14 protein-coding genes are annotated in these 16,460 nt (G+C 34.0%); 4 read left to right on the forward strand and 10 right to left on the reverse strand.

Going from position 1 to position 16,460, the window contains the following annotated elements:
- Positions 1 to 145 precede the first annotated feature (145 nt).
- Genes GQ47_RS17195 through GQ47_RS17205 form a run of 3 tightly spaced genes read right to left on the reverse strand, consistent with a single transcriptional unit; the run spans position 146 to position 5,905 of the window.
- Positions 146 to 1,234 carry an efflux RND transporter periplasmic adaptor subunit gene (locus GQ47_RS17195; RefSeq protein WP_035651000.1) on the reverse strand — a complete coding sequence of 363 codons (1,089 nt, stop codon included), beginning with the start codon at positions 1,232 to 1,234 and terminating at the stop codon, positions 146 to 148.
- Complete coding sequence (locus tag GQ47_RS17200; RefSeq protein ID WP_035651002.1) at positions 1,224 to 4,508, reverse strand: efflux RND transporter permease subunit; 3,285 nt, start codon at positions 4,506 to 4,508, stop codon at positions 1,224 to 1,226. Before GQ47_RS17200 ends, GQ47_RS17195 begins: the two co-directional genes overlap by 11 nt.
- Before the next feature lie 11 nt (positions 4,509 to 4,519).
- Positions 4,520 to 5,905, reverse strand: a complete 1,386-nt coding sequence (locus GQ47_RS17205; protein ID WP_035651004.1) for a TolC family protein — start codon at positions 5,903 to 5,905, stop codon at positions 4,520 to 4,522.
- A 164-nt stretch (positions 5,906 to 6,069) separates the two neighbouring features.
- Here GQ47_RS17205 and GQ47_RS17210 point away from each other — a divergent pair, with 164 nt between their 5' ends.
- From GQ47_RS17210 to GQ47_RS17220, 3 genes are all read left to right on the forward strand, one after another.
- Positions 6,070 to 7,107 carry a sensor histidine kinase gene (locus tag GQ47_RS17210; RefSeq protein ID WP_035651006.1) on the forward strand — a complete coding sequence of 346 codons (1,038 nt, stop codon included), beginning with the start codon at positions 6,070 to 6,072 and terminating at the stop codon, positions 7,105 to 7,107.
- Positions 7,107 to 7,805: a LytR/AlgR family response regulator transcription factor gene (locus GQ47_RS17215; protein WP_035651009.1), complete on the forward strand. Its 699-nt coding sequence runs from the start codon at positions 7,107 to 7,109 to the stop codon at positions 7,803 to 7,805. The genes GQ47_RS17210 and GQ47_RS17215 overlap by 1 nt, the downstream gene beginning before the upstream one ends.
- 171 nt (positions 7,806 to 7,976) lie before the next feature.
- A complete protein-coding gene (locus GQ47_RS17220; RefSeq protein WP_238568004.1) occupies positions 7,977 to 8,381 on the forward strand; it encodes a hypothetical protein in 405 nt (134 codons plus the stop codon).
- Positions 8,382 to 8,469: 88 nt separating this feature from the next.
- Here GQ47_RS17220 and GQ47_RS17225 read toward each other — a convergent pair whose 3' ends face one another.
- The 7 genes from GQ47_RS17225 to GQ47_RS17255 form a co-directional block, all read right to left on the reverse strand.
- Complete coding sequence (locus GQ47_RS17225; RefSeq protein ID WP_035651011.1) at positions 8,470 to 9,186, reverse strand: DUF4386 domain-containing protein; 717 nt, start codon at positions 9,184 to 9,186, stop codon at positions 8,470 to 8,472.
- Positions 9,187 to 9,358: 172 nt separating this feature from the next.
- Entirely contained in the window at positions 9,359 to 10,123 is a 765-nt protein-coding gene (locus tag GQ47_RS17230) for an SDR family oxidoreductase (RefSeq protein ID WP_035651014.1), read from the reverse strand.
- Between the two features lie 104 nt (positions 10,124 to 10,227).
- Positions 10,228 to 10,950 carry an SDR family oxidoreductase gene (locus GQ47_RS17235; protein ID WP_035651015.1) on the reverse strand — a complete coding sequence of 241 codons (723 nt, stop codon included), beginning with the start codon at positions 10,948 to 10,950 and terminating at the stop codon, positions 10,228 to 10,230.
- Between the two features lie 153 nt (positions 10,951 to 11,103).
- Entirely contained in the window at positions 11,104 to 12,027 is a 924-nt protein-coding gene (locus tag GQ47_RS17240; RefSeq protein ID WP_035651018.1) for a helix-turn-helix domain-containing protein, read from the reverse strand.
- Between the two features lie 140 nt (positions 12,028 to 12,167).
- The gene (locus GQ47_RS17245; protein WP_035651020.1) at positions 12,168 to 12,731 is read right to left on the reverse strand and encodes a 2'-5' RNA ligase family protein; all 564 of its coding nucleotides are present in this window, start codon (positions 12,729 to 12,731) and stop codon (positions 12,168 to 12,170) included.
- Positions 12,732 to 12,756: 25 nt separating this feature from the next.
- The gene (locus GQ47_RS17250) at positions 12,757 to 13,071 is read right to left on the reverse strand and encodes a response regulator (protein WP_035651021.1); all 315 of its coding nucleotides are present in this window, start codon (positions 13,069 to 13,071) and stop codon (positions 12,757 to 12,759) included.
- Between the two features lie 467 nt (positions 13,072 to 13,538).
- The gene (locus GQ47_RS17255; protein ID WP_035651024.1) at positions 13,539 to 14,471 is read right to left on the reverse strand and encodes an alpha/beta hydrolase; all 933 of its coding nucleotides are present in this window, start codon (positions 14,469 to 14,471) and stop codon (positions 13,539 to 13,541) included.
- Positions 14,472 to 14,845: 374 nt separating this feature from the next.
- Between GQ47_RS17255 and GQ47_RS17260 the strand changes: the two genes are divergently transcribed.
- A complete protein-coding gene (locus tag GQ47_RS17260; protein ID WP_035651026.1) occupies positions 14,846 to 16,441 on the forward strand; it encodes an MFS transporter in 1,596 nt (531 codons plus the stop codon).
- The last annotated feature ends 19 nt before the right edge of the window (positions 16,442 to 16,460 follow it).

Consider the following 16,460-nt stretch of genomic DNA (forward strand, 5'->3'; position numbering starts at 1 on the left):
AGAAGCGGCACTAAAAATAGCACCGCTCCCTTTTCAAAATAAATTTAATTTTGCATTTTAAAACCAAATCAAATTTTAAAATGCCGCATTCGTAAATGCGTACAGTAATTTTGGGTAATCTACTAAAAAGAAGACTAAACGCAGGTTATTCGTTTATTGTATCGCCTTCCTTAGTTTCTTCGCTGGCAATTTTTACCAGTTTATCTTTCAGAGTTAAATCACCGAAAATTTCAATTTTATCGTCGATTTCTCTTCCTTTTTTAATATCAACTCTTGTGGCTTTGTGGTTTACCACTTTTACCACATATATTCCTTCTGCAGAACTTACTACCGCTGATTTTGGCACTACAAATGTGCTGTCTTTCGCGTTAAGCGGTAATAAAACTTCGGCAACCATTCCTGGCAATAAATCGCCTTTTGTGTTGTGAACGTCCATTTCGACTCTTTCAGAACGTAATTTTAAATCCAGAGCGCCAGACATTCTTGTAATCGTAGCTTTAAAAGTTTCTGGCAATGATTTTACGTTGAAACTCATTTCGTCGCCTTGGTGCAAATATCCTGTGTACAATTCCGGAACTGAAACCGCTAAACGCAATTTGCTTTGTTCCTGAATGGTCAATAAAGGCAAATCAGAACCTTTTCCTGACGGACCAACAAATGTTCCTAAATTCACATTTCTAGCGGCTACAACACCGTCAAACGGCGCACGAATTTCTAAATAACCTCTTATAATCGAAATTTCTTTGTGCGCTGCAATCGCGGCTTGATATTGTGCATAATCAGAGTTTTTCTTTCCGTTTGCCATTTCTAAATCATTTTTAGAAATCGTTCCTTCCACTTTGCTCGTTTCATACAAACGGTTGTACGTGCTTTTGCTAGTTGCGTAAATGGCTTCCATCGATTTTAATCTCGATTCGGCTGCAGCCAATTGCGAACTGATTTCAGGCGCTTCCAAAACAATCAAAAGCTGTCCTTTTTTTACTTTGGAACCAATATCAACTTTTAAATCTTTTACGAAACTGCTCACTTTTGCATATAAATCTACTTGTTGAAAACCAGTTAATTCGGCTGGTAAACGCAATTCGGTAGTCAGTTTTTCTTTTTCTAAAAGAAAAGTTTCTGTTTTAGGTTCGATTTCTGCCGTAACAACTTCTTCTTTTTTAGAATTACAGCTGTTCAGGAAAAATAATGCTGAAAAAAACAGCGCGCTATATTTTATAATTTTAGTGTTCATTTTTTGGTTTTAAAGATGAGATATAATGGATGCTTTCTTCGTCTTCAGGATCTAAAGAAACAGATTGTGTTGTTGTTTTTTCTTGTGCCCACGCAAATATCTGCGGAAGGATTAACAGTACGGCAAAAGTAGAAAATAATAATCCACCAATAACCGCTCTTCCTAACGGAGAAACCTGATCGCCTCCTTCGCCGTGTCCAATCGCCATTGGCAACATTCCCATAATCATCGCAACTGATGTCATGATAATTGGACGTAAACGCAAGGCCGCAGCTTCACGCGCCGATTCTAATGCATTTCCGTTTCGTTTTCGTAATTGTTCGGCATTGGTAACTAATAAAACGGCATTCGCAATCGAAACCCCAACCGACATGATGATTCCCATATACGATTGTAAATTCAATGTTGAACCAGTTAGTGTCAGCATTATTAAGGCTCCCAAAACCACCGCCGGAACGGTTGTTAAAATAACCAGTGAAACTTTGAATGACTGGAAATTAGCGGCCAACATTAAGAAGATTACAAAAATGGCAACCAATAATCCTACTTGTAAACTGCTTAATGTTTCTTCCAATACTTTACTCAAACCAATTGGCGTAATGAATAACCCCCTAGGTAATTCTCCCAATGAATTTATAGTTGCAGCAACATCTTTTGACGCGGTCCCCAAATCGGTCTGGTTGATGTTTGCTGTAACGGTAATGTACGGCATTGCCCCTAAATTGTCATTTTCACCGCTGACAAAGCTTGGTGTAATTTTTGCAACATCACTTAAAACTGGACGAAGCGAGTTTTTCAATACTGGAATTTCTCCAATATCGGTTTTGCTTTTCATTTTGTTCAATGGCACTTGTACCTGAACGTTGTATGATAATCCGGCTCTTTCATCGACCCAGGTATTTTTCTCGGTATATCTTGATGATGAGGTTGAAGCCACAAGTGATCTCGAAATATCGTTCATATCAACGCCTAATTCGGCGGCACGCGTTCTGTCAATATCAATATTCATTGCTGGATAATGAATTGGCTGTCCAATTTGAACGTCTCTGAAATAGGAAATCGCTTTTAGTTTTTCAACAATTTGATTGGCGTATAATTCATTTCTTTTTTTGTCTTTTCCTGCAATTCGAACTTCGATTGGAGTAGGAGAACCTTGGCTTAAAACTTTATCCGTCAATTCGATTGGTTCGAAAGAAAGTTTAGTATCAGGTAATACTTTTTTTAGTCTTGCTCTAAATTCATCTTTAAAGTCATCCATGTCTTCGTGATATTCTTTCAAACTCACTTGGAAAACTGCTTCATGAGAACCCGCCATGAATAAATAAATTGGGTTGATTGAGAAAAGAGAAGGGTGCTGGCCGACATAAACAGAGGAGATTCCGATATGTTCTTTGCCAACCATTTTTTCCAGTTCTTTCAAAACAATTCTCGCTTGTTCTTCTGTTCTTTCTAAACGCGTTCCGTCAACAGCGCGTATTCTCAATTGAAACTGACTTGAATTGGTTCTTGGGAAAACATCTTTTCCAATAAAAGTAATTAATAGGATAGCCAATGCCGTAGCAGAAACCAAATACGTAATACTTGTTATTTTTTTATGAACGAATAAACGATCCAGCAATTTCATAAAACGAACTTTGAATCGCTCAAACGGACTTATTTTTCCATTTTGATCGGTATCCAATCTTTCAACCATTACTTTTTTCTGCGTAATCAAATCTTGTTCAGATTCTGGCGTCAGTCCGCAAGCGTTAAATTCTGCTTCATCATCTGTGATTTCAGGCGTATGTTCGTGTTTTTCATGTCCTTTCATCAACCAGTTTGCCATTACAGGAACAAATGTCTGAGATAATAAGAATGAAATTACCATTGAAAAACCAATTGCTAAAGCCAAAGGCAAAAACAACGCTCCTGGAATACCAACCATTGTAAATGCTGGTGCAAATACAGCCAAAATACAAAGCAAAATCAATAATTTAGGCAACGCAATTTCCTGACAGGCATCCCAAATGGCGAGTGCTTTTGGTTTTCCCATGTCGAGATGCTGGTGAATATTTTCAATTGTTACGGTACTTTCATCCACCAAAATACCAATTGCCAAAGCCAATCCTGATAAAGACATCAAGTTGATTGTTTGACCGAATAATTTTAGGAATAAAACTCCAGAAATAATCGAAATCGGAATTGTCAAGATTACGATCAAAGCCGCACGACGGTCGCCAAGGAATAATAAAACCATTAATCCCGTTAAAACCGCACCAATAATTCCTTCAGTAATCAAACTTTTTACCGAGTTGATTACATAAACGGATTGGTCAAATTCGTATGATAATTTTACGTCTTCAGGAAGTGTGCTTTGGATTTTTGGCAATTCAGCTTTTAATTTCTGAACCACATCCCAAGTTGAAGCATCTCCCGCTTTTGCAATACTGATGTAAACCGAACGTTTTCCGTTTACCAAGGCATAACCCGCAGTAATATCGGCACCGTCTTTTACAACTGCTACATCACCTAATTTTAGGTTTTGAACACTTCCTTTAAATAGTGGAATATTTTCAAAATCTTTAATTTCTTTAATCGTATTGTTGGTTGGCGTAATATAGTTTTTGTCGCCCATACGAACGTTTCCTGATGGCGCAGTCTGGTTGTTTAAACGAATCGCCTCTACGATTTGATCTGGCGTCATATTGTGAGAACGCAATAAATCGGGATCTACGTTAATCTCAATAGTTCTTGGACTTCCTCCAAACGGAGCTGGAGATAATAAACCAGGAATTGAGGTAAATGAAGCACGAACATAAACGTTGGCCAAATCCTGTAATTCATTATTTGATCTGATTTTACTGCTCAAAACCAATTGTCCGATTGGTAATGAAGAAGCATCAAAACGAATGATAAACGGAGGTTGTGTTCCCGGAGGGAAAACCGCCTGGATTCTGTTTGAAAGTGCACTCAACTCGGCAGCAGCCTGAGCCATATTTGTACCTTCGTAATAGGTTAATTTCATAATCATTAACCCTTGAATATTTTTGGTTTCTACTGATTTTATACCATTCGAGAAAGGCAAAACATTCACGTAGTTTTTGGCAAAATAAGCCTCCATTTGATCAGGTGTATAACCTCCAAACGGATGCGCAATATAAATTACCGGCAAGTTCATTTTTGGCAAAATATCTACCTTAATGTCCTTGATGGCACCAATTCCGAAGAAAAATAGACCCGCAACCAATACTAAGATGGAAATGGGCTTGCGGAGTGCAAAACGTATTAAATTCATTTGGCTTTTAATTAAAATTCATTTATAAATAAGTCGAAATTGCCCGTTGCAGCAACTTTCAGCAAATACGACTGCCATACATTATTGTTGACAATATCACGGTCGATTTCGGCACGGTTTAACGTAAACATCGTTTGAGTCAAATCGGTCAAATCTGTTAAACCGTTTTTGTATAAAGTTGATTTTTGAATATAAGCGCGTTGTGCAGCATTGACCTGAATTGGCGCTTCGGCATAATTTTCCAAAGTGATTTTTATTTTGTCTTCGGCAAAAGTCAACTGCGATTGCAATTCTCTGCTCGCCTGATTGTATTCTTCCTGCAAAGCCTGAGAAACAAATTTTTGAGACGTTACTTGTTTGTTAGCTCTAAAAGGCGTCGTTAAATTCCAGGTAATTCCAACTCCAACTAAATAATTAGAGCGATCCGGGTTTACACCATCCCAATAATTTCTGCTGAAGTTTGACTGATCTACTGCATAACCCGTTTCAAAACCTGAAGCTCTGGTTTGCAAAACACCAAAAGCGCTCATAGTTGGGTAATAAAAACGTTTGTATAATTTAACCTGTTGGTTGCTGTAATCAATTTTTGTTTTATAAAATTGCAATAAAGGATGCAAACTGTCAGTTGAAGCCGTTGATCTTAAAACTTCTTTCGGAATTTGATTTACAAATAAAGTATCGGCGATAAAATCCTGAGGCGCAACACCCATTAAATCAACTAATTTGTTGTTTTGTTCTTTGACAAAATTTCGCGCAAGATTCAAGGCAATTTTTGCTTTTGAAACTTCAGCAGTTGCTAAGGTCGAATCAACTCCAGCCAATAATCCGTTTTTAACTCGGGCAACAGCTGTCTTTTTGAAAACTTCTGCACGGCTTAAATTCTTTTGCTGCGAAATCAGTAACCTTTGGCTCGCCAATAAATTCAAATAAGCAGCCGAAATTTTAATTTTCTGCTGAAACATCTCCTGCTCTAAATCTTTTTCTTTTGCCTGAACATCAACTTTTGCTAAATTGATTTTTTCCTGAGTTTTTCCGAAAGTGAAAAAGTCCCAGTTCATGTTCACTAAATATAACGCACCAAAAGCAGAGTTCCAGTTTTGTTCTGGCAAGACTGGTCCGGAAGAAGCCGTTCCTAAACCATTAAATCCGTAAAGCGCACCATTTTGGCCATTAATAGTTCCATAATCTTGTTGTGCGGATAAATTAAGATTAGGAAGATAATCACGTCGAGATTGTTTTAATGTCTCTTTTGAGGCACTGGCGTAATTGTTTTTTGCTTTGATCGAACCATAGTTTTCGAGACCTGTTTTTATTGCTTCTTTTAAAGACAAGGTTTGTGAATAACCATTTGAGGCTAAAATCAAGAAAAATAATAAAGTAATTTTTTTGAAATACATAAAACTCAAAGTGTGAAATTAAAGCGCAAATTTATTTCTCTTATGGTGATAAAGCTCAGGTTAAGTGATGTACTGCACTGATAAATGACCAATTGAATTTGTCATTTTTTGGAAAAAATAATTAAATATTTGTCCGTACTTTGTACACTATTTAAGTTTTAAAAATGAATAAAAAGATTGATAATATTTTGGATAACAAGTGGTGGCAGGAAATTGCTGTTGTCCTTTTTTCATTTACAATTTATACATTAAAAAATGACTGGATGCTTTTCAGCTCCGTCACTTCCATTTTAATGGGGATTTTTTTCTATTTTATTTTGTACATGCATGCGCAGTTCAATCGGTTTTTTCTTCTTCCTATATTATTCAAAACGCAGCGTCCTTTAACTTATATTTTTCTGACTCTTTTCGGAGTTTTTGTGTTCTCTGTTATTTTGTATGAAATCACAATGTTGGATATGTTCAGCAATTGCCGTTTGTATCAGAATTCGCATCAAAGAAGTTATGTATACCAATTGGCGAGTGTTTTAGGGACTTTGGTTTGTATTTTAAGCCCGATTATTGTTTTTAAATTCTACAGAATTCATAAAAGAAGAACTGATGAAACTTTGTTGTTCAATCAGATGCAATTGAATTCCTTAAAAGGACAATTAAATCCGCATTTTTTATTTAATACCTTTAATACGCTTTACGGAATCAGCTTGGAATTCCCTGACCGAACTCCGGATTTGATTATGAAAGTATCGCAATTAATGCGTTATCAGCTCGAAAGCAATAATAAACAATGCGTATCTTTAGAAGATGAATTGGAATTTATAAACAGTTATGTACAGCTTGAAAAAGAACGAGTAGGGTATCGTTGTGATATTACTTTTGATAGTAAAGTTGATAATGAAAATGCCTATAAAATTTCGCCGATGCTGTTGATTGCTTTTATAGAAAATGCGTTTAAACACGGAACTTGCGCGATTGAAAAATGTTTTGTCCGAATTTTTATTACGGCTGAAAACGGATATCTTCATTTGCACGTTGTTAATTCAATTCCGACGAAAAAAACAGATGTGGTTTCGACTAAAATTGGTTTGAAAAATACCATCGAAAGATTGAATTTGATTTATGGAAAAGACTATAAATTAGATATTCAGGATGAAAAAAATACCTATATAATTGATTTGAAACTGCAGTTGAAAAAGTTTTTATAATGAAAGAGCCAAAAAAATGTATAATTGTTGATGATGAGCCGGCGGCGCATTATGTTTTGGCGAATTATATCAAACAAAATCCACAATTGGAATTGGTTTTTCAAGGATATAACGGAATCGAAGCAATGGATTATCTGCGTGAAAATCATGTCGATTTAATGTTTTTGGATATTAATATGCCAGAGATTTCAGGAATGGAATTATTAAAGATCATTCCGAATCATCCCAAAACAATTTTAACTACAGCTTATTCTGAATTTGCTTTAGAAAGTTACGATTACGGTGTAATTGATTATTTGCTGAAACCTATTTATTTTCCAAGATTTTTAAAAGCAGTTGACCGTTTTTTCTCAACAGAAACATTAAAAGTAAAAGAAGAAGAAACTATCGTAAATTCAATAAGCGTTAAAGTTGATGGTTATTTTATTGATATAGAATTAGATCAGCTTTTATATGCGCAGAGTTTTGGAAATTACGTTAAACTTCACACCATTAAGCGAACCTATCTGGCTTCCATAACTACGACTGAATTAGAGAAATGTTTGCCAGAAAAAAGCTTTATTCGAATCCATAAATCGTATATCGTTGCGCTTGATAAAATTGAAGAGACAGAAAAAGATTTTGTGGTCATCAAACACGAAAAATTACCAATTGGAATTACATATAAAAGAGAATTATCAGACCGTTTAAAAAGATAAGAAATTGTTGATAAATTTTTTGAAGGCCTTCATTTAATCTTCATTTAAAAGTAGTAATTTTAATACGTTATTTCAAGGCTATTAATTTGTAAATGAGGGATTATGAGAAATCTTTTGCTGATTGTTCTTTTTTTATCCAATGGTTTTCTTTTTGCGCAGGAAGGCATAAATATGAAGAAAGTAATAACGCCTCCGGAAAAGGTTCGATTTGCTTTTGAAAAAGAATATCCCGGAAAAACTGCGGTTTGGTCTGAAGAATATGTTGGCGATGATGATGACGAAGTTCGTTATGAAGCGAAATTCAACAAAGATAAAAACACAAAAGCGGTGGCAATTTATGATAATTCCGGAGTTTTGAAAGCGTTCCAACTTCAAATTCCTTTAAGCAAACTGCCAATTAATGCACAGACTTATTTAAAAAAGAATTATTCGCCAAAAGCTATTAAAGAAATTGCGGTTGTTGTTGACGATAAAAATAAAACAACGTATGAAGTTGGAGTTACAAAAGACTCAAAATTTTACGATGTTGTTTTTGATAAAGATGGTGACTTTAATGTTTCTATCGAGAAAAATTGAAATATACTTGCTTACTAATTCAATATATTTAAAAAGGCAAACCCGGCAGTTTTTATGACTGTCGGGTTTTGTTTTTTATGAGAATAAATTATGAAATGGCTAATTTTTCTTTCCAAATATTTAGCCTTACGCCTTTGAAAATAAGCCATAAAGTAAGTCCGAATTCGGCAACTATACATGGAAATAATAATGCAAAGCTAGAAAGTTCAGGCGCCAGAATTGATGCAAAACTATTTGCTAAATAACAAATTCCTGCAATTGCCATTAGAACACCCAAAACTTTTGGAAAATAACCAGATTTATAAATTAAATACCCTTCAATCAGACACACAAATCCAAAAAAGATCAAACCAACTCCAAATCCATAACCATGCAATTTTATGGAAAGATAGGCAAGCGTATGCAATTGGTCAGGATTAAAGGATTTTAGATATTCGCCATCTCCTAAAAAGAATAATGCAGCAAGAAGATTTAATTTATTAGCTACCAAAACGGCAGTCTGAATCAAATTAAAGGATACATTAAGAAGTGCCAATTTTTTGCTTACAGGCTTAAAAAGATGATAAAGTATAATCATTACAGGCAGATCGCAAATCTGCATAATCAAATCAGCGCTGATGCCTAATCTCCATAAAAAATCAGCATGAATAATATTGTTTGCTGTTGCATTAGCGTTTCCAGGAACAAATAATTTATTTCTGACGAAAGCTTCAGCAAATAAGCCCGTTAGTATAATGACTAAGTATAATAGTCCCGCTATTCTCGCATAAAACTGCGGAGAAGTTTCAAAATTTTTTGGTTTCATATTTTGGTTGGTTTTAGATAAGACGTTTGTCTAATCAAATTGTTACCAGCCTATGAAAATAGTTTAATGTTTTGATATTGAATGAGAAAACCCGACAGATTTCATTACTGTCGGGCTTTGTTTTTATATTAAAGTTATAGTTAATAATTTACAATTAACCATTTACAATTAATTAAAGCATCATTCCGCCAGAAGCTTCAATACGCTGCGCATTTACCCAACGTGCATCTTCGGTACATAAAAATGCAACAACGCCGCCAATATCGTCTGGCAAACCAACTCTTCCTAAAGCAGTCACAGAAGCAATTTGCTGATTCATTTGTTCATTATCGCGAACAACGCCTCCTCCAAAATCAGTTTCGATTGCGCCTGGAGCCACAACATTAGCTCTGATTTTTCTTGCGCCCAATTCTTTTGCCTGATATTTGGTTAAAGTTTCAATCGCACCTTTCATAGATGCATAAGCAGCGTAACCTGGGAAAGAAAATCGAGCTAAACCAGTTGAAATATTTACAATTCCGCCACCGTCATTCATTACATTTAATGCTTTTTGCGTCAGGAAAAATGGACCTTTAAACTGAATATTAGTCAATTGATCAAATTCAGCTTCAGTTGTTCCAATGAATGAATTGTGAATCCCGATTCCTGCATTATTCACCAAAAAGTCAAATTTGTCTGTTTTGAAAGTATTTTTTAACGCGGTTTTTACTTCTTCAAAAAAAGAATCAAAAGTCCCAGAATCAGCAACATTCAATTGAAGTGAAGCTGCTTTTTGTCCTAAGTTTTCAATTTCTTTAACTACTGAATCAGCTTCTTCTTTTTTACTGTTGTAAGTTATGATTACGTCGATTCCTTTTTTTGCAATTGCAATTGCCATATTTTTTCCTAAACCTCTGCTTCCTCCTGTAACCAGAGCTATTTTTGTATTTACTGCCATGTTTTTTTAATTGTTAATTATTAATTGTTAATTGTTAATTGTGAATGGTGAAATGTCAAATGCTTTGTCTTTTTAATTAACAATTCACCATTTATCATTTACCATTAATTATGCATTGCATTAAAATGATTTCTCAAATCTTCTGCACTAGCGTTTAATCTTGTTTCGCTGGTTCCAAAAGTAAGTTCTGATCTTCCTTCTTTAAGTTGTTCAAAGATTGATTCAATAAAACTGCTTACGCTTGGGTGCGCGTCATGTAGACCAATTCCGCCTAAATCTGTGTTTAATGCTGGTGGAATAATTTCAATTACTTCGATATTTTTCGCTTTTAGCAAATGACGAAGTGAAAGTGTAAACGAACGGAAAAATGCTTTTGTAGCCGAATAAACCGGAACTTTTGCAAAAGGAGAAAATGCCAATCCAGAAGTTACATTCATCACTGTTGTCAATGATTTCAGCTGAATAAATAAAGACGTTAAATGTAATTGAGCTTCAATATTAGTGGTAAGTTCTGATTTCATACTTTCGTAGAACTCAGCATCTGTAACTGAAACCCATTTCTGAATTCCTGCATTATTGATTAAAACGTTTAAATCCGGATGATTTTCAGAAATCCATTCATAAAGTGCAATACGTTCTTGTTCTACAGATAAGTCACAGACTTTAGTAATAACTGAAGGAAATTTAGCTTTCACTTCATTTAAAGCCGATTCTCTTCTTCCGCAAATTATAACAGTATTGTTTTCCTGAATAAATCGTTCGGCAAGCCCAAGTCCGATACCGCTTGCACCGCCTGTTATTAAAATTTTGTTGTTTGATAAATTCATCTTTTCGATCTTTTAAATTGATAAGACAAAGGTAGGAGTGAAGTAGATGTGGAGAATTGTAAATATCAAACCGATTTTTGCAAAATTCAAATCAGGTATTAAATTTTTAATTTATAGATTTCAAACTTGAAACCTGAAACCTGAAACAAAATATTAACTCCTAAAAGCCAGAGGCGTCAAAGAAGTTTGTTTTTTAAAAAAGTTAGAAAAATGCGCCAATTCTTCAAAACCAAGCGAATAAGCAATTTCAGAAATGTTCCAATCCGTTTGTTTTAGAAGGATTTTGGCTTCGTTGGTTAATCTTGAACTAATTAATTCGGTTGTGGTTTTTCCTGTGTTTTCTTTTAAAACCTTATTTAAATGATTAACATGAACGGATAATCGGGCTGCAAAATCTTTCGCGGTCCTTAATTCTAATTTCTGATGTGGCGATTCAATTGGGAATTGTCTCTCTAATAATTCAGCAAATAATGAAGAAACCCTCGCAGCCGAATTATGTTTGGAATATAATGCTGTAATAGGTTGTAATTTTTGTCCAAAGTGAATTAATTCCGCAACATAATTTCGGATTAAATCGTATTTGTAGATGTAATCAGAATTAATTTCTTTTTGTATTTTATTGAAAATCAATTCAACTTCTGAAACTTCTTCATCTGATAGCTGAAAAATGGGATAACCGTCAGAAGCAAAAATTGGAAGTTCGTCCAAATCAATTCCGCTTTTGTTTTTGGATAAAAATTCACTGGTAAAAACACAAAATTGTCCACCTTGATTGGTGTCTTGCGGTAAATAGTTATAAGGAATTTTAGGAGTGGCAAACAACAATCCTTGTTTTTCTATTTCGATTACTTTATCCGCATATTCAGCTTTGTTGTGACCTCTAATAAGACTTATTTTGTAATAAGCTCTTCTGTCATAAGGCATTCCAGGTTTTCCTTTCATACGTTCCAGAAGCTCTTTAATGTCAAAAACATTAAAATGGCCAATTTCTTTTTGAATGTCATTTGGTAATAAAGAGTTCGGTTCAATGGTTGAGCCTTCGGTAATATCCTGATAAAATGAATCTAGAGATTTCATATTGTTATGAATTGTAAAATTCAAATATACGAAAAAATAAGCTTCGTAGGTTTAACCGCAAAGAACGCAAAGAATTTACGCAAAGCACCCTATTTTATTTTTCTTGCGAACCTTGCGTAAATTCTTTGCGTTCTTTGCGGTTAAAAAAGGCTTCCCTGAACAAATTCAAGTTCTGGATTATTGCCAAAGGGAATTGTGTCAATTACAAAAAACTGCTTTACAACAGGATCAAATTCGCGTAAGACGATTTTATCGCACAAAAAATCCATATTTATTGTAGTAAAAAGTTGTGACGCGATTTTTAGATTTTCGGGAGTTAGTCTTCTACCAATTGAAATGTGTGGGTCGTCACTTTTTTTTAGTTTTAAAGATTTTAAAGTTTCATGAATCTTTTTCATGATAGGCTTTAAATTATTTTTAGAATCTTCATTTGGATTTATAAAAAACGCGCCGCTGTTTTGATAAGATCCAAAATCATTAAGATAAACTGTACTCGAAGAAAAAGTATTGCAGATTTTAACAAGTTTTTGATTGAAGTTTCCAAATTGCGATTCGTCAATCGTAAATTCGCAAATTGTAATATGCGCAACAGAATTGCAACTGTTGTACCATTTAATTTTACTTCTTAAAAAATCCTTCATTGTTTTGATAGCATCAATGACTTCTGGTGAAGGATGAAATACAACAGAATATGTTTTCTCCATTTTTAAGGCTTTGGTTTGAACAAATTTAAAGTTTTCCCTTTAAATATAATCGATGCAGGATTTCAGATTTCAATAAACCGCTTCCGCCGCCAAAATGCTCAATTACTTCAACATTTGGTTGTTGTTTTAGGCAAAATGAAGTAAATTCTTTTTCGACATGATCTTCGATTCCAGAACTTAAAAGAACAATATCAATTTTATGATTTTGAAAATATTCCTGTGCTTCTTTTTCATTGTTGAAAGCAACAGCATTCCAATTTTCATCTGCATTTACTAATCGAAGCAAAATAGCTAAAATGGCTTCGTTTTTTCCGAGCAATAAGAATTCAAGCGTTTTCATAGTATTTCAGTTTTCAAAGCAAATTTATTGGTTAAATCGTGATTCCAACTTAATCTAGAATAAGAAATAATGTAAAGAAAAAGTTAAGTTTTGTATTTTTTTAATTTTTATAAGTTAAAATTTAAAACGTTAGTCCTTTGTTTTCAGTGTTTTAAATAAAATACGAATGTTAAAAATAAAATTATTTTTTTAGAATGAGGAAAACCGTAATGTTTTAGCAAATCATGAAAGTAAATTTGTCGCATAGAAATAGAGATTTATGGTGTTTTTGCCTTTTTTAATCATCATTTAAAGATTTCTATTGATTGTTACTAGTTTTTGGAGAAACACAGTAAGTTGAAATTTGACACATTCATTTGATCGTGGGTACTTGTATAAATTTGCAAGATAAATACAAGAAGTCAAAATTTTTATCGGGTTTTTAGATTTGGTTACACGTTAGCTGAATTTAAAAACCCTTTTTTTATTTAATAATATCCATGACTTTTAAGCCATTCTTCGCAGTCTTTTGTCCAGTTTTTGCTGGTATCTTTAACGCCTAAACCAAAGCCGTGACTGCCATTTTCATATAAATGTAATTCTGATGTAACATTATTTTTTTTGAGTGCGAGATAGTAATTAATACTGTTTTCGGGTAAAACGGCTGTATCATCGGTAGCATGCACTAAAAAAGTCGGAGGTGTTTGTTGTGTCACTTTTTTGTCATTGGAAAAAGAATCAATTATTTCCTGTGATGGATTATTTCCCAATAAATTGGTTTGTGAACCTTTGTGTGTGATGTTATTTTCCATAGAAATAACGGGATAAATTAAAAGAGAAAAATCTGGACGTGCACTTATTTTTGAAACAGATTCATACGTTTTGTCATTGTAATGTGTTGCCAAAGTGGAAGCCAGATGTCCGCCAGCCGAAAACCCAATTGTACCTATTTTATTACTGTCGATATTCCATTTTGCAGCATTTTCACGCACATAACGAATAGCTTCCTGAGCATCCTGCAACGGACCAATATTTTTGTTTTTCATAATTAAATCGCTTGGCAAACGATACTTTAAAACAAAGGCAGTAATACCTAAACTATTCAGCCAGTTTGCGACTTTTGTTCCTTCTTTATCCATTGAAAGGTGCGAATATCCTCCGCCAGGAAAAATAATTATAGCGGTCTGATTTGGTTTTACATCTTTTGGAATAAAAATACTTAGAGTTGGTATTGTAACAAAACTTGTGCTTTGAAGGATCCCATCTTTTATAGTTTGTTTTTCCTGGTAATCTGCAGAAATAATTTCATCTGGAATTTTACTCCATAAAGGAATTATTTGGTTTTGGGCCTGCAGTTGACAAATAGTTAATGTAAACAAAGTGAGCAGGATGAATGATTTTGGATAAAAAAGGGCTTTCATTTTTATGATTTATGATGTAATAGTTTGATATAGTTTATGGTAAGGAAAAATGACTTAGAAATACGGGCAAATATCCCTTATTGTTTCAGGACAATTTTTGTACTTTAAACGGATGAATTTAGCACTTTGATATTTAACAAATATATTGTTTAATATGTAATATTGTGGTATTTTTTTTATTCGATATGTTTATTTATTCAAATAAAATAATTTTTTATATAATTTATTTGGATTATAAAGATTAAAAACTATATTTGTGCAATCGATTACATTAATTTGTTTTATTTGTATTAAATCCTTGTTTTTTAGTGCTTTTAAATTCGAATTGAGAGATAAAACTAACTAACTAAAAAACATAAATTTTTATACCAACCATGAGCCAAAAAGATTCAGTTACTACCAGCCAAAGCAGTAAATCAATAGGGAAATATCGATGGAGCATTTGTGGGTTGCTTTTTTTTGCAACAACAATTAATTATTTAGACCGTCAGGTTCTTTCGTTGACTTGGAAAGATTTTATTGCGCCAGAATTTCATTGGACAAATAGTGATTATGGAGATATAACTGCTTTGTTTTCGATATTTTACGCTGTTTCACTGTTGTTCGCTGGTCGATTTGTGGATTGGTTAGATACAAAAAAAGGATTTTTGTGGGCAATTGGAATTTGGTCTATAGGAGCTTGTCTTCATGCTTTTTGTGGGATTGCTACTTCTGGAATAATTACTGGAGATTGGTTTGTGGGCTTTCATGGATCAAAAGAAATAATAAGCACAGTCCAGGATACTGCTTTGGTAATTAATGTGAGTGTTGCTTTATTCATTTTTGCACGTTTTGTTCTAGCTGTAGGAGAAGCAGGAAACTTTCCTGCTGCAATTAAAACTACGGCAGAATATTTTCCAAAAAAAGACAGAGCTTTTGCAACAAGTATTTTTAATGCTGGAGCAACAGTTGGGGCTTTGGCGGCGCCGGTTACAATTCCTTTTATAGCTAAATCTTTTGGTTGGGAAATGTCTTTTATAATCATTGGAGCTTTAGGATTTATCTGGATGGGATTTTGGATGTTTATGTATGATAAACCAGAAAATCATAAAAATGTATCTGCAGAGGAATTGGCTTATATTCAGCAAGATGATATTGCTGAAAGTAAATTAGAAAATTTCGTTCCAGAAACTTCTTCAAAAGTGTCTTTAAAAGAATGTTTTAAATACAAACAGACATGGGCTTTTGCATTTGGAAAATTCATGACTGACGGGGTTTGGTGGTTCTTTTTATTCTGGACGCCAGCTTATTTGAGTTCAGTTTACGGAATGGATTCTACTGAGGCAGCTTTGCCGTTGTTTGTTCTTTATATGATTACGTTATTGTCAATCATTGGAGGATGGTTACCGACTTATTTTGTAGAAAAAAAAGGCATGAATCCGTATGAAGGGAGAATGAGATCGATGCTTATTTTTGCCTTTTTTCCTTTGTTAGCTTTAGCTGCTCAGCCTTTAGGTTATATTAGTTATTGGGTGCCAGTTATTATTATCGGAATCGCAGGTGCAGCGCACCAGTCTTGGTCAGCAAATATTTTTACTACTGTTGGAGATATGTTTCCAAAAAAAGCAATCGCAACGATTACAGGTATTGGAGGATTAGCTGGAGGAATTGGTTCTACAATTATAAACAAAGGTTCAGGCGTATTATTTGATTTTACACAAAGAAATTGGAGTACTATAAATGGTCAGCCATTATTAGAAAAATATCCACAATTCCAAAATGCAGTAACAGAAAAGGCTTTTCTGGCTGAAAGAGGAGTGGGGAATTTAGAAGATTTCTTAAAGTCGCTTACAACTGCGGGTGAAAATGTTGTAAACGGAATAAATACAGGATATATGATTATTTTTTCAATCTGTGCTGTTTCTTATTTGGTAGGTTGGTTAGTGATGAAATCATTAGTTCCAAAATACAGTCCAATTAAGAATCTTTAAAAGATTAACTGACTACCAA

Origin of the sequence: Flavobacterium sp. ASV13 (assembly GCF_000745775.1) — a bacterium.
In the GTDB taxonomy this organism is placed as follows: Bacteria; Bacteroidota; Bacteroidia; order Flavobacteriales; family Flavobacteriaceae; genus Flavobacterium.

What these genes read in the sequence shown, in the direction of transcription:
- GQ47_RS17250 (WP_035651021.1), bottom strand. Translation starts at nt 13,071, where the DNA reads ATGAAAACGCTTGAATTCTTATTGCTCGGAAAAAACGAAGCCATTTTA.
- GQ47_RS17225 (WP_035651011.1), bottom strand. Translation starts at nt 9,186, where the DNA reads ATGAAACCAAAAAATTTTGAAACTTCTCCGCAGTTTTATGCGAGAATA.
- GQ47_RS17220 (WP_238568004.1), top strand. Translation starts at nt 7,977, where the DNA reads ATGAAGAAAGTAATAACGCCTCCGGAAAAGGTTCGATTTGCTTTTGAA.
- GQ47_RS17240 (WP_035651018.1), bottom strand. Translation starts at nt 12,027, where the DNA reads ATGAAATCTCTAGATTCATTTTATCAGGATATTACCGAAGGCTCAACC.
- GQ47_RS17235 (WP_035651015.1), bottom strand. Translation starts at nt 10,950, where the DNA reads ATGAATTTATCAAACAACAAAATTTTAATAACAGGCGGTGCAAGCGGT.
- GQ47_RS17230 (WP_035651014.1), bottom strand. Translation starts at nt 10,123, where the DNA reads ATGGCAGTAAATACAAAAATAGCTCTGGTTACAGGAGGAAGCAGAGGT.
- GQ47_RS17260 (WP_035651026.1), top strand. Translation starts at nt 14,846, where the DNA reads ATGAGCCAAAAAGATTCAGTTACTACCAGCCAAAGCAGTAAATCAATA.
- GQ47_RS17195 (WP_035651000.1), bottom strand. Translation starts at nt 1,234, where the DNA reads ATGAACACTAAAATTATAAAATATAGCGCGCTGTTTTTTTCAGCATTA.
- GQ47_RS17215 (WP_035651009.1), top strand. Translation starts at nt 7,107, where the DNA reads ATGAAAGAGCCAAAAAAATGTATAATTGTTGATGATGAGCCGGCGGCG.
- GQ47_RS17205 (WP_035651004.1), bottom strand. Translation starts at nt 5,905, where the DNA reads ATGTATTTCAAAAAAATTACTTTATTATTTTTCTTGATTTTAGCCTCA.
- GQ47_RS17210 (WP_035651006.1), top strand. Translation starts at nt 6,070, where the DNA reads ATGAATAAAAAGATTGATAATATTTTGGATAACAAGTGGTGGCAGGAA.
- GQ47_RS17245 (WP_035651020.1), bottom strand. Translation starts at nt 12,731, where the DNA reads ATGGAGAAAACATATTCTGTTGTATTTCATCCTTCACCAGAAGTCATT.
- GQ47_RS17200 (WP_035651002.1), bottom strand. Translation starts at nt 4,508, where the DNA reads ATGAATTTAATACGTTTTGCACTCCGCAAGCCCATTTCCATCTTAGTA.
- GQ47_RS17255 (WP_035651024.1), bottom strand. Translation starts at nt 14,471, where the DNA reads ATGAAAGCCCTTTTTTATCCAAAATCATTCATCCTGCTCACTTTGTTT.